General features: G+C 43.9%; 11 protein-coding genes and 1 riboswitch. Of the genes, 6 read left to right on the top strand and 5 right to left on the bottom strand.

The genetic code is table 11. The annotated features are described in order from the left end of the window. The first annotated feature begins 500 nt into the window (after positions 1-500). Positions 501-2252, top strand: coding sequence for an ABC transporter ATP-binding protein (locus ACQKIC_RS17035; protein WP_402990232.1), 1752 nt, complete (start codon positions 501-503; stop codon positions 2250-2252). Beyond that, a complete protein-coding gene (locus tag ACQKIC_RS17030; protein ID WP_402990229.1) occupies positions 2249-4267 on the top strand; it encodes an ABC transporter ATP-binding protein in 2019 nt (672 codons plus the stop codon). The genes ACQKIC_RS17035 and ACQKIC_RS17030 overlap by 4 nt, the downstream gene beginning before the upstream one ends. 159 nt (positions 4268-4426) lie before the next feature. Here the strand turns inward: ACQKIC_RS17030 and metC are convergent, their stop codons facing one another. Both metC and ACQKIC_RS17020 read right to left on the bottom strand, forming a co-directional pair. Beyond that, positions 4427-5608, bottom strand: a complete 1182-nt coding sequence (gene metC / locus ACQKIC_RS17025; protein ID WP_402990226.1) for a cystathionine beta-lyase — start codon at positions 5606-5608, stop codon at positions 4427-4429. Next, a complete protein-coding gene (locus tag ACQKIC_RS17020; RefSeq protein ID WP_402990223.1) occupies positions 5605-6717 on the bottom strand; it encodes a methionine biosynthesis PLP-dependent protein in 1113 nt (370 codons plus the stop codon). Before ACQKIC_RS17020 ends, metC begins: the two co-directional genes overlap by 4 nt. Positions 6718-6802: 85 nt before the next feature. Beyond that, a riboswitch (SAM riboswitch) is annotated at positions 6803-6917 on the bottom strand. Between the two features lie 319 nt (positions 6918-7236). On the opposite strand from ACQKIC_RS17020, the gene fumC reads away from it, so the two are divergent. From fumC to ACQKIC_RS17000, 4 genes are all read left to right on the top strand, one after another. Next, positions 7237-8619 carry a class II fumarate hydratase gene (fumC, locus tag ACQKIC_RS17015; RefSeq protein WP_402990220.1) on the top strand — a complete coding sequence of 461 codons (1383 nt, stop codon included), beginning with the start codon at positions 7237-7239 and terminating at the stop codon, positions 8617-8619. A gap of 107 nt (positions 8620-8726) precedes the next feature. Further along, entirely contained in the window at positions 8727-8969 is a 243-nt protein-coding gene (locus tag ACQKIC_RS17010) for a hypothetical protein (protein ID WP_402867664.1), read from the top strand. 228 nt (positions 8970-9197) lie between these two features. Beyond that, the gene (locus ACQKIC_RS17005) at positions 9198-10394 is read left to right on the top strand and encodes an MFS transporter (protein WP_402990217.1); all 1197 of its coding nucleotides are present in this window, start codon (positions 9198-9200) and stop codon (positions 10392-10394) included. A gap of 239 nt (positions 10395-10633) precedes the next feature. After that, positions 10634-11044 carry a hypothetical protein gene (locus ACQKIC_RS17000; protein WP_402990214.1) on the top strand — a complete coding sequence of 137 codons (411 nt, stop codon included), beginning with the start codon at positions 10634-10636 and terminating at the stop codon, positions 11042-11044. 67 nt (positions 11045-11111) lie between these two features. Here the strand turns inward: ACQKIC_RS17000 and ACQKIC_RS16995 are convergent, their stop codons facing one another. From ACQKIC_RS16995 to ACQKIC_RS16985, 3 genes are all read right to left on the bottom strand, one after another. Further along, positions 11112-12254: an ABC transporter ATP-binding protein gene (locus ACQKIC_RS16995; RefSeq protein WP_427592026.1), complete on the bottom strand. Its 1143-nt coding sequence runs from the start codon at positions 12252-12254 to the stop codon at positions 11112-11114. A gap of 99 nt (positions 12255-12353) precedes the next feature. Further along, complete coding sequence (locus ACQKIC_RS16990) at positions 12354-13250, bottom strand: PucR family transcriptional regulator (RefSeq protein ID WP_402990210.1); 897 nt, start codon at positions 13248-13250, stop codon at positions 12354-12356. A gap of 134 nt (positions 13251-13384) precedes the next feature. Further along, a complete protein-coding gene (locus ACQKIC_RS16985) occupies positions 13385-14206 on the bottom strand; it encodes a MetQ/NlpA family ABC transporter substrate-binding protein (RefSeq protein WP_402990207.1) in 822 nt (273 codons plus the stop codon). Between the last annotated feature and the right edge of the window lie 8 nt (positions 14207-14214).

Raw genomic sequence — 14214 nt, 5'->3', positions numbered from 1 at the left:
GTTACGTTATCCCTATAGGATAAATGATTATTCAACAATAATCTAGAAAAGTCACAATTGACAAAAATATACACCCGTAGTAATCTTTAAAAACAAGTTAATTATTTCCAATGTATCTTTGAAAGGAGGAGGACGTCATGACGAAATTCGATAAGCAAAAAGAAGCAATGATCGTATATTTTCATACGTCAGCCTGGCCCGAAACATTGTCTATATAAGTAATAGACTTATATGTTTCTTTGGATAGCATGTGCGCAGGTTGTGGATATTCGCGGCCTGCTTTTTGATGCGTTTTCTTACGCATATTGAAAGCTTCTGCTAAATGATGCGGGAGCTTTTCCTGTTTAGAGAGCATTGTGGGCAGGCCAGTATCCTTTCCGTATACACGTGTAAGAGGAGGAAGGTCAAGGGGGGCAAAGCTTTGGGATATCTGCTTCGAGCGGGAGAGCCAAATAGTGGCCAATCAACCTTGGTGGTGACTACATAAGGAGGAGGAATTCATGTTTGCGATATTCAAGAAGCTGAGCTGGTTCTTTAAAGAGCAGTGGCGGCGGTATACCTTGGCTATTATCTTTTTATGTTTGGTAAATGTAATGGAAGTCATCCCCCCACGGCTCATTGGGAATGCCATCGATGATATGAACAATGGCAATATGACCCAAGATGCCTTGGTGCGGTATGTTACTTATTTGCTTGTTCTTATGTGTGTCAGCTATTTATTTGGATACTTATGGAGTTACCTTTTATTTGGTGGCGGGAATTTGGTCGAAAGGAAGATCAGGTCTGGATTCATGGGGCATTTATTGAAGATGACACCGACCTTTTACGAGAAAAACCGTACTGGTGATCTGATGGCAAGGGCGACCAATGATTTAAAAGCCATCTCGCAAACGGCTGGTTTCGGAATATTGACACTGGTCGACTCGGTCGTCTTCACATTCATGGTCGTCATCATGATGGGCGTGACCGTCAGTTGGCAGCTGACGATCGCGGCTATACTGCCCCTACCCATCATGGCCCTCATGATGCAGATTTATGTGAAGAAAATTTATAAGCGATTTACGGATGCACAATCAGCATTTGGTGAGCTGAATGACAAAGTGTTGGAGTCCATTTCCGGCGTGCGTGTCATACGTGCATACGTCCAGGAAAGGGAAGATGAAAAGAGATTTGATGAGATGACGGAGAATGTTTATCGCAAAAACCTGGCAGTGGCAAAGATCGATGCCCTTTTCGATCCGACGATCACCATCATCATCGGCATTAGTTACTTAATCGGCCTTGGATACGGAGCGTACCTTGTTTTTCAACAAGCCATCACGCTTGGAGGCCTTGTATCATTCAACGTATACCTAGGCATGTTGATTTGGCCAATGATTGCCGTAGGCGAATTAATCAATGTCATGCAAAGGGGGAATGCATCTTTAGACCGTGTTCAAGATACCCTTTCCTATGAAGCCGATGTGAAAAATCCATTGAAGCCCGGGCAATCTTTGAACGGGGATGATATCGCGTTTCACCAAGTGAGTTTTACCTACCCTTCTTCAAAAGTGGTGAATCTGTCTGATATATCGGTTCAACTGGAACAAGGCCGCACTTTAGGGATTGTCGGTAAAACAGGAAGCGGGAAAACGACGTTCGTGAAGCAATTGCTGAGGGAATACCCACTGGGAAGCGGGGAAGTCGTATTTGCGGGAATGCCGATTGAACAGCTTGAACTCGGGGATGTCCGCGGCAAAATCGGGTATGTCCCACAGGATCACTTTTTATTTTCAAGGTCCGTGAAAGATAATATCCTCTTCGGAAAACTGGATGCCTCGGAAGAAGAGCTTGCAGAAGCAATCCGACTTGCAGATTTCGAGAAGGATGTAACGATGCTACCTAACCGGCTTGAAACGCTCGTCGGTGAAAAGGGGGTCGCTCTATCAGGAGGACAGAAACAGCGGATATCGATAGCAAGAGCCTTGATTAAAAATCCGGAAGTCCTGATTCTGGATGATTCCCTTTCAGCCGTGGATGCTAAAACGGAAACGACGATCATCAAAAATATCCAAAATGAACGGTCGGGGAAAACGACAATCATCACGACCCACCGCTTATCGGCCGTTCAACATGCGGACCATATCATCGTCCTCGACAATGGGACGATTATCGAAGAGGGAACACATGCAAGTTTACTCAAGCAAGAAGGCTGGTATAAGGAGCAATATGAGCGGCAACAAGTTAATGAAGGAACGGAGGTCGGGGCATGAAGGTTGTAAAAAAACTCGTTCAATATGCTTCCCTTTACAAAAAGATAATCATCGGAGCACTGATCATGCTGGCCCTTTCCGTTGCCGCCGATTTAAGCGGTCCATTCGTCGCTAAAAAAATCATCGATTCTCATATAATGGGAATCGAATCATCTTGGCATGAAACGGAAAAAGGGCAAGATGCCGTGGAATACGAAAATCACTGGTACAAAAGGGATGCCTATTTTTCAAAAGGGGAAGAGAAAGGGAAAGAGGTCCGGGTGCTACAGGTTGGTAGCCAATTCGTCTTCGTCGATAAAGCGGTCCCGGTGGATGGGCGCCGCAGTTTAGATGGAAATACATTAGTCATTGAAAAAGGCGGAAAAGAAACGAGGACGGCATTTGAACCCTTATCAACCCAGGAATTGATGGGGTTTTATCAACCGGAAATTCCAAGGATATTGGGACTCGTCGCTTTTTATTTCGGTCTAGTCCTCATTTCCTCCGTCTTTCAATACGGACAGAGCTTTTATTTACAGAAAGCCGCCAACCGGATTATCCAGCGGATGAGAAATGATATTTTCACCCACATTTCCCGTTTGCCAATCCGCTATTTTGACAATATGCCTGCTGGTAAGGTCGTTGCCAGGGTCACAAATGATACAGAGGCCATCCGCGAATTATATGTAACCGTCCTGGCCAATTTCTTTTCGAGTACGATCAACATCATCGGTGTACTCATTGCCTTATACATTTTGGATGCACGTGCGGGTCTCATGGGTCTCCTACTTGTTCCCATCATTATTATCTGGACGAAGGTATATCGTAAATTCGCCTCGAAATATAATCATATCATTCGGGAACGAGTCAGTGATATCAATGGGATGATCAATGAATCGATTTCAGGAATGAATATCATTCAAGCATTCGGACGTGAAAAGGAAACGAAACAGTCATTTGAAACCTTGAACCGAGATCATTACTTTTATCAAAACAAGATGCTTCATTTGAATTCCTTGACGGGGGGAAACTTGATTGGAGTCATCAAGGTTATCGCACTCATCGCATTTGTATGGTATTTTGGCGGGATGTCTCTTACAGCGACCTCAGCCGTTTCACTCGGGATGATGTATGCCATCGTCGACTTGATCAGCCGACTGCTTCATCCGTTACATGGAATCGTCAATCAGTTCGCGAACCTAGAACAGGCATTGGTTGCGGGGGAGAGGGCTTTCAGTCTGTTGGATGAGCCGGGCATTCAAGTCAGCGATCGAAACAATCCCAGATATAAAGGCAATGTGGCATTCGAACATGTATCGTTTGGCTATAAGGAAAATGAATATGTCTTAAAGGATATATCCTTTTCAGCTAGTCAGGGAGAAACGGTCGCATTGGTGGGCCATACTGGTTCAGGGAAAAGTTCCATCATGAATTTACTGTTCCGTTTTTATGACAGCAATGAGGGATCCATTAAGATTGATGGAAAGGATATTTTGGATATTCCCCATCAAACCTTAAGGGAACATATGGGAATCGTCCTTCAGGATCCTTACTTATTCACGGGAACGATTGCTTCCAATATCAGTCTAGGCCAGGAAAGGATCACAAGGGCCACCATAGAAAAAGCGTTAAAGGATGTTGGTGGAGATAAAGTGTTGCGGCATTTGCCATTAGGGCTTGATGAACCGGTGATTGAAAAAGGTGGGACATTGTCCTCGGGACAACGACAGCTGATTTCCTTTGCTCGCGCCCTGGCATTCGATCCGGCGATTTTGATCTTGGACGAAGCAACGGCGAGCATCGATACGGAAACAGAGGCCATCATCCAAGAAGGCATGGAAGTGTTGAAAAAAGGAAGAACGACTTTCATCATCGCGCATCGATTATCTACGATCAAGAATGCCGACCAGATTCTCGTATTGGATAAAGGGCGGATAGTGGAACAGGGGACACACGAAGGGTTGATGGAACAAAAGGGGAAATACTATCAAATGTATGAACTGCAGGCTGGACCTAATAAGGGGATGGCTGGATAGATTCATAATATGTAGGATGAGAAAGAAGAGGGGCATTTGCTCCTCTTCTTTCTCATTTGCTCATATAGATTACATTTCCTTGTAAACAAATTCTCGGTATTTTACAAACTCATTCTTCTTATCCTCGTTATTTAACCAATAGCTCAGTGCTCAATCCGATTATTTAGTAGAAACGGCCTGTCTTTCTGCACTTTTCTTAAGGGCTAAATCAAAGTCCCTGATCAAATCATCAGGATTTTCCAAACCGACGGACAAGCGAAGCAAGCTGTTCGTGATGCCGCGTTTTTCCCTTTCTTCTGCAGGCATGGCCGCATGGGACATTTTAGCCGGGTAAGATAGAATCGATTCGACGGCCCCGAGGCTTACAGCAAACACGGGTAACTCGACATGGTTTACGAACGAGCGGAAAATTTCTTCGCTTTCCAATTCGAATGATAGAACAGCTCCCGCTCCCCTGGCTTGATTTCCCTGGATGCCGTGTTGTGGGTGGTCGGAAAGACCAGGGTAATACACGTTTTTCACTAACGGTTGCTGTTTTAAATATTCCGCAATTCTTTCAGCACCTTTTTGAGAGTGCTCCATCCGGACGGATAGGGTTTTCAGACCTCTCATCACAAGCCAGGCATCCTGAACACCGAGCACCGCTCCAAAAGAGTTTTGGAGGGAACCAACTCTATCGGCAAGGTCCGGGTCTTTTACGACGGCAAGGCCTGCTACGACATCACTATGTCCAGACAAAAATTTCGTTGCACTGTGCAGGACAATATCGGCCCCGAGGTTTAACGGCTTTTGGAGGGCAGGCGTCAGGAATGTATTGTCTACAAAGCTTAATGCGCCAATGCTTTTGGCGATATCACATACCGCTTTAATATCGGTTACTTTAAGCAAGGGATTGGAAGGCGTTTCAATATAGATTGCTCGCGTATTTGGCTGGATGGCCGCTTTTACACTCTCAAGATCCGTCATATCCACGAAGGTATGTTCGATGTTAAAACGGGACAGCACGGTTGTTACCATTCGGAATGTGCCTCCGTATACATCTTCAGAGATGACGATATGGTCACCGGCAGAAAGCAGGAGGAAAGCCGTTGAAATGGCAGCCATCCCGGATGAAAAAGCGAATCCGCGCGTGCCTTCTTCCAGTTCCGCAATGATATCTTCCAGTGCTTCTCGCGTCGGATTCCCGCTCCGGCTGTAATCGTATTTGCCAAATTGATCAATGTCGGTTTGATGGAAGGTGGAAGCATGCTGGATCGGAACACTCACCCCACCTGTTGTTGGATCGAATTTATGTTGATTGTGTAGTAATTTGGTTTCAAAACTGAATTCTTGGTTTGTCATCGTATTGCCTCCTTTTTTACTTGAGCAAATGCCTGCTGCAGGTCTTCGATTAAATCTCCGCTGTCCTCGATGCCGACAGAGAATCGAAGGAGTCGATTGCAAACTCCATTTGCCGTTCTAACTTCAAGAGGCATATCGGCATGTGTCTGTGTCGCCGGATACGTGATGAAGCTTTCGACGCCACCAAGGCTTTCGGCAAATGAAATCAATGAAAGGGACTGTAGAAATGGGTTGACCACCGTTTCATCATTGACCCGGAATGAAATCATGCCGCCACGACCAGGATAGAGAACATCCGTTACACTTTCATGTTCCGTCAAATAATCAACGATAACCTTGGCGTTCTTTTCATGACGCTCCATTCTCAGTGCCAAGGTTTTCATCCCGCGCATCAACAGCCACGAATCAAATGGGCTCAATACCGCACCCATACCATTATGGTGGAAAGCAAGGGACTCACATAACTCGGCGCCTTTTGCCACAATCAAGCCGGCCAACACGTCATTATGGCCACCTAGATATTTCGTTGCACTGTGAATCACGATGTCAGCACCAAGTAAGAGGGGCTGTTGGATGATCGGCGTGTAAAAAGTATTGTCAACAATCAATAGTAAATTGTATTGTTTGGCAAGAGCGGCGACGGCTGGAATGTCCGTTTGCTGCATAAGAGGGTTTGTGGGAGTTTCAATAAAGATGGCCTTTGTTTGAGGGGTGATTGCTTTTTCAATATCCTCCAGGCAACATGTATTGACATATTCGCATTGTAGCCCCCATTTTTTAAAGCCATGCTCTAATAAACGATATGTACCGCCATATAAATCTTCGCTACTGATCCATGCATCCCCTGATTTGAATAAGGAAAGGATGGTGGCAATGGCAGCCATTCCCGAGCTACATGCATATCCTTGATCGCCATGTTCTAGTTTGGCGATCGATTGCTCCAATAGCTGGCGTGTAGGGTTTCCTGTTCGTGTATAGTCGAATCCTGTTGATTGACCAATTCCTTCGTGACGGAAAGCCGTCGAGAAGTAAACGGGCGGATTGACCGTTCCTGTCGCCGTTTCACTGCGGTTTCCAAGCTGAGCAAGATAGGTTTCTGTTTTGTACATAATTTTTCACTGCTCCTTTTAGTTAAATAAAATAAAAAAAGTCTTCTTTAAGAAGAAGACTTGAATAAGTAGGATAGAGTCATTCTTCTTATCTTCCAAGTTACACAAACTTGTGGAATTAGCACCTTTTCATTGGTTTGAAACAAATGAAGGTTGCTGAGGTGTCATAGGGCCATTCCCTCTACCTCTCTCGATAAGAGTTTTGATTATTCAATTTCTTTTGAATTTACTATAAATATAGGATTCTGTCAAGGACATTCCTAATAGACGGTTATTTGGGACTAGCTATTATGGAACATGTATCAGATTTATCATTATAAAATTACGAATTCAACAGAGTAATAGAACCGGATTCAGATTAAACGGACTTTTCTGAAGGAAAAGGTCATTTGTGTTCCGTTTTTTTTGCTTTACAATAATAATGTTTGTACAATATATAGGGGATCATATAAAACGTCATTATTCATTACATATACATATTGTTTCTCAGTGGATAGTGCGAATATAGGAGGAGAACACATGGAATTTAGAATCGAACGAGATACAATGGGGGAAGTAAAAGTTCCTGCTGATAAGTACTGGGGTGCACAAACGGAAAGAAGCCGTAATAACTTCAAAATCGGTTATGAAAAAATGCCGATTGAATTAGTCCATGCATTTGCTTACGTAAAACAAGCGGCAGCAAAAGTGAACTTTGAACTTGGCGATCTTTCAGAAGTGAAGAAGGATGCCATCGTTAAAATTTGTGGTGAAATCCTTGAAGGTACGCTTGACGAACATTTCCCACTTGTCGTCTGGCAAACTGGTAGCGGCACACAAAGTAATATGAACGTGAATGAAGTGGTCGCAAACAAAGGGAATAAATGGTTAGAGGAAAAAGGCGAAACTGAGATGCTTCACCCGAATGATGATGTTAACAAAGCGCAAAGCTCTAACGATACATTCCCGACAGCCATGCATATCGCAGCTTATATGGAAGTTGCCGAAAAATTGGTACCGGCCATTAAAGTGCTTCGTGACACATTCGAAGCCAAAGAAAAAGAATTCTGGGATGTCGTGAAAATTGGACGGACCCATCTTCAGGATGCGACACCACTAACTCTTGGCCAAGAAATCTCCGGTTGGAAAGCAATGCTTGATAAAGATTTGGCGATGATCGAAGAAAGTAGCCAAAAATTATTGAACCTTGCATTGGGCGGTACGGCTGTTGGGACTGGAATCAATACGAAAAAAGAATTCCCGGCACTTTCTGCTAAACAAATCGCAGCGGATACAGGACATTCATTTGTCACATCGGATAATAAGTTCCATGCTTTAACAAGCCATAACGAAATTGTTTATGCACACGGTGCTCTTAAAGCGTTGGCTGCTGATTTAATGAAGATTGCCAATGATGTTAGATGGCTGGCAAGTGGCCCAAGAAGCGGAATCGGTGAAATCGCCATTCCTGAAAATGAGCCAGGCAGCTCCATCATGCCAGGTAAAGTGAATCCGACCCAATGTGAAGCAATGACAATGATTGCGACACAAGTTGTCGGAAATGATGCTACAATCGGTTTTGCAGCAAGCCAAGGGAACTTTGAATTGAACGTTTTCAAACCGGTCATCATTTACAACTTCCTGCAAACCGTTAAATTATTGACAGATGGCATTCATTCCTTCAATGATAACTGTGCGGTAGGAATTACAGCGAATGAAGATAAGATAAAAGAAAATGTTGATCGTTCTCTTATGCTCGTAACGGCATTGAACCCACATATCGGGTATGAAAAAGCGGCTAAAATTGCGAAAACTGCATTCAAAGACAACTCCACTTTGAAAGAAGCGGCGTTGAAACTTGAATTCCTAACGGAAGATGAATTCAAAGCATGGGTTGACCCTGCTAACATGGTCAATAAATAATCAACAGGTAAGCATCCTTCCTCGCATGTAGGGAGGATGTTTTAATGTGTTAAAATGATGGAATAAACGAATACTTAAACTAGATAAATCGAACAGGAGGAATGGTCATGTCTTTATGTCCACTATGCAATGGTCTTAGAAAAATGCATTTAGAATGCCCTAAATGCAGTAGTGACCTTGAAGATCAAGGGAAATTGATGGATTATGCCGATGATTACAGTGCTTATATGGATATTGATACATTGAAAAAAAATGACGGTTTTCCCGAATCCCTTCAAAAGGGACAATGCCCGCATATTATGAAGTGCCCCAACTGCGGACACGATGAAGTGATTTTGGTACAGGAATAGAGTTCTTGAATAATAGGGTGAGATCTAAGAATAATTAATGATCGAGACTTTTTCATAAAAAAATGAGAAGTCTCTTTTTTATGTGGATCATTTTTTCATGAAAAGGAGGTTACCTAAACTTGGATTTGGAAATTCATAGTGGAAAAATAGAGGGATAGTGGGCTTGTCTCGCCGTATAATGTTATGGTAGTGAGTTATTCGTGGAGAATGGAAAGTAGGGTGGTATCCTTGGCAATGCTCTTATTGGTTATGATTTACTTGGCTTTCATAAGCCTGGGTCTTCCAGATTCCTTACTGGGTGCTGCCTGGCCGGTCATGCAGTCTGATTATGACCAGCCACTGGAGACTGCAGGCTTACTTTATATGATTGTTGCAGCGGGGACCATTTTCTCAAGCCTGGCTAGCGGCTGGCTAAATAAACGACTGGGGACGGGAAAGGTCACGTGTATAAGTGTGGCCCTGACAGCGGTGGCCTTATTTGGCATTGCCTATTCTCCCTCTCTGGCTTGGCTTATTATCTGTGCGATCCCTTTGGGACTGGGTGCAGGAGCTATCGACGCTGCCCTGAATAACTACGTGGCGTTGCATTATAAAGCCCATCATATGAACTGGCTTCATTGCTTTTGGGGAGTGGGGGCAAGCATAGGCCCAATCATGATGTCTTATAATATGGCTAATCAAGGCACATGGAGAGCTGGTTATGTAACCATTTCCTATATCCAGTTCACCCTAGCCCTTTTACTCGTGTTAACCCTCCCATTATGGAATCTAGTCTCTCAGAGGGTGCCAATCGATGAAGGTAGCACAGTGAATCCGGATTACTCGGAAGAACGGGTATCCAAGGAAAAGCCGCTAAAAATCAAAGGAGTCAAGTATGCGTTGTTCACGTTCTTTTTCTATTGCGGCGTTGAATCAACACTAGGACTGTGGGGAAGCAGCTATCTTGTGAATAGCAAGGGCATGTCAGCTGCTTTGGCCGCTCAAGGGGTCTCTTTTTTCTATACAGGTATTATGCTAGGACGGATTATAACAGGATTTATTCTTTTGAAGGTCACCAACCATCAGCTCATGATCCGATTAGGACAGATTGCAGCACTTATTGGGACGGTACTCCTTATCCTGCCCTTGCCGGTTACGATGTCGCTTGTCGGTTTTGTTATAGTCGGATTGGGCCTGGCCCCCATTTATCCTTGCATGATTCATGAGACCCCCGCCAGGTTCGGTAAAACCCATTCACCGTCCATCATAGGGTATCAAATGGCTGTGGCATACACGGGGACCACCCTTTTGCCGCCCTTTCTAGGGTTAATTGCTTCGTACACTACGCTTGATGTATTTCCGTACTTTGCTCTGGTTTATGTGATGGCCATGCTGTTCGGATCTGAAAAATTGAATGGAATGTTGAAGAAGCGTTGGGCTAATTAAGATCCCTACCTTGGATGGGAGGACTACCTCATGAATCGTTATGAAGTGATGAACGTGAATGCCATATTTTAAAGTCTTATTGCTTCGTGGTAGGCAGGCGATTAGACGCAGGATAATGAAGCTGAAAAAAGAAACGTGGAGCGGGTCGATAGAAGTGGATGAGGTAAGTTTTTGGAATAGAATAGTTCGGCGGATCGTCCATATATCGAGGAAAAGAGGAGTATAAAGGAGCATGTAATGTGAGTTTAGCGAGCTATATTGGGTGTAACGTGGAACTCCGTCTTAGTGAAGATGAAGAGCATAACGCCTTAATTCAGATTGGAGATTGTTTTTCAAGTAAGTACGACAAACAACATGTGAAAAAGTATCAATTCACGGCACAGTTTGTTTATGAAGTGTCATCCGACTGGGGAATTGAAATTTCAAAAGATATGAGTCCAAGCCAGTGTTTTGAATCAAAAAAGAAGCTTACAGCATTATGCGAAATGATGAATGACTATCTTGAAAAAGATCAGTATTTCGAATTGTATAGTTGCTGGGTAGGGGAGGAGAAAGAAAAACGAGTAGGTGAGTTAACGTTAAAAATGGATACATTGAATGTTGATTCGATTGAAATGCCTGAAAAGACATTGGTTCGATTTGAGAAATAAGTTGAGGGAAGCCTTGGTCGATAAGGCTTCCCCCATTTGTATGCAAATCAAAATCAAAAAGTATTACTTAAGCCATCTTCGTTTGCTGGTTGCCTTCCATTTCTGATTCTTCGTCAAAAATGCGTTGCTCGGACTCTTTATCGAAGAAATGGATTTTATTCATATCAAGGGCCAGGTCAATGGCATCACCAGCCTGGATGATATGTTTGGCATCCACCCGGGCAACAAAGTCCTGTCCGGCGAATGTCGAATAGAGCATGATTTCGGCACCCATTAGCTCGGCCACATCGACTTGAGCCGTGAATGTTGAAGTGGGCGATGCGGAAATGAACGTTTCTTCGTTATGAAAGTCCTCAGGCCGGATGCCAAGAATGATGTCTTTTCCGATATAGCCTTGATTACGAAGCGTATCCATTTTGAAAGGAGGCACCTCAAGTGTTTGCTCCCCAATTTGAATGAATCCATCCTGCAAGGTACCCGTAAAGAAGTTCATGGCAGGTGAGCCGATGAATCCGCCTACGAAAACATTTACAGGCTTTTCATAGACATCCTTCGGTGCGCCCACTTGCTGGATGATACCATCCTTCATGACTACAAGCCGTGTGGCCATGGTCATGGCTTCTGTTTGGTCATGGGTGACATAAATGGTTGTTGTGTTGATCCGTTTGTGCAGTTTCGCGATTTCTGCGCGCATTTGTACCCGAAGTTTTGCATCAAGGTTGGAAAGGGGCTCATCCATCAAGAAGACTTTGGCATCCCGGACAATGGCCCTTCCAAGTGCCACACGCTGGCGCTGCCCGCCAGAAAGGGCTTTAGGCTTCCGTTGTAAGAAGTCTTCAAGTCCAAGGATCTTGGCAGCATCATGGACGCGTTGCTTGATTTCCTTCTTCGGCGTTTTCCTTAGCTTCAGTCCAAAAGCCATATTGTCATAGACGGTCATATGAGGATATAAAGCGTAGTTCTGGAAAACCATCGCAATGTCCCGATCTTTTGGAGGCACGTCATTGACCCGCTTGCCATCTATAAAAAGATCCCCTTGGGAGATGTCCTCAAGGCCGGCAATCATCCTTAAAGTGGTCGACTTTCCACACCCCGAGGGTCCGACGAAAACAATGAATTCCTTATCGGCCACGCTAAGGTTGAAGTCTTTAACGGCTGTCACCTTATTATCATAAATCTTGAAGATATGATCCAATACTAACTCTGCCATGAACTATTCCTCCTCTTAAACTCCTAAATTCGTAATGATATTTATAGTCTACTCTATCAATGCTGAAATAAATATGGGCACACTGCACAAAAGGGATAATTATCCTTTTTTCTCATTTAAGAGAATGAGGAGGTAGGCAGCCAAAGCATGCGGGAAATTCCGTACATCCAGTCCTGTTTTTTCAGCGAATTTATCTATCCTGTATTGCAGGCTGTTCCGATGGATATAAAGTTGTTTAGCTGCCGATGAGGCGTTGGAATTACATTCGATATACGTTTTAACCGTTTTGATCAATTCATGATCCTGCCGCGTCTTGCCAAGCAATTCATTGATGTACCATCTTTTATCCATGTCAGTACAGGCATTCATGAGTGCGTAGGGGATAATATTGGGTAATTCCGTCACCTTAACATCGGATAGATGGAGCAAAGAAAGTGTGAAACATTTTCTCTCTTGTATCAGATGGTGATGAAGGTCCGCATCGACAGGGTGAAATCGACCGGCATAGACCCTGATCTTTACGTAAAAGTCACTCTCGAGTGTGGATGAGATGGCGAGAAAATCATGCGTCGATAAGGGTTCATCCATGTCTGATTCAATTAAGGTTCCCGCCGTTTCATTCTCCCAGACCAGGATGGAATCGGATGGTACGAATGAGAGAATCGCTTCCTCGAAATGATCGTGTGAAAAATCCCCATGGGCAAGGTTAAAGTAGGTGAACCGGACATTCTCCCAGTTCGTTAGGGGCTGGGAGGCACGCGGCCCAAATAAAAAATCATTCCAAGTAGTTTGGGTAGTGGAGGTGTTTGGACTTTGGAGTGATGGAGTGTCAAAGAGTAGCGTAAGCAAACGGATTTCCTCCGCCGATATGTCTGAGCGGGGAATGCCAATTGTATGGCCGAATGGATCTTCCAACCAGAAATATGCCGAGATGTCCTGTGCATCCTTTTTATCTGAAAGGGAGTTTGGGAATGTATGTTTAAGCTTATTAAGCATCATGTTCACCTTCTTTCCATTCCATTATATCCAAAAAGGGCAAAGCGGAAAAGAAAACAATGACTGCGTTCATAGGTATTGTTAATCAGTAAAGGCCTGCCCCAGACAGGAGCAGACCCATACTTGCTGTTTCCTTATTTCATCCAATCGGGTTTACCGAAGCCTTGGAACTTGTCATCAATCACCTTTTCGAATTCGGCACTTTCTACAACTGATTTGATATCTTTTGCAAATTGGGCGTCTTTATCCTTAGTGTTTACAGCCACGACATTGCGATACGTATCTGGCATGTTTTCTAATGCAAGAGCATCTTGAAGGTCCATTTTGGCGGCAATCGCAAAATTACCAGGAACGGCCGATAGGTCAACACTGTCCGTTGCACGAGGTAATTGTGCCGATTCCAGTGGTTCGAATTGAATGTTCTTCGGATTCTTTGTTACATCTTTCTCAGATATTCTTAATGGGTCAACATCCGGATCCACTTCAATCAGGCCCTCATCCAATAAAACTTTAAGTGCACGGGAGAGGTTGACTGGGTCATTGGGAACGGCGATGGTCGCACCATTTTTAATATCGGCCAATGATTTGTATTCCGTGGAGTAAATGCCCATCGGTGCCGTTGGAACAATAATAAGGTCAGAGAGCTCTAAGTCATGTTCCTTTGAAAAATTATCCATATACACTTTATGCTGAAAGAGGTTGGCATCGATCGAACCATTACCAAGTGATTTATTCGGCTGGATATAATCACTGAATTCGACGATGTCCACTTTGTAGCCAAGGTCTTCAAGTCCGGGTTGTATGGCCTCTATGACCATGTCGGCATAAGGGCCAGTCGTTGCCCCAATTTTTAATTCTTTTTTGTCCTCCGTTTTAGTTGTCGCATCGTCATTTCCGCAAGCTGACAACCCAAGGGCTAATGCACATATAGATAATAATGAAGTGATTTTTTTCATGAAAAATT

Source organism: Peribacillus sp. NPDC046944, from assembly GCF_050272735.1.
Classification (GTDB): Bacteria; Bacillota; Bacilli; order Bacillales; family DSM-1321; genus Peribacillus.
The sequence above is the reverse complement of the archived record's forward strand: the minus strand, read 5'-3'. Positions and strand labels throughout refer to the sequence as shown.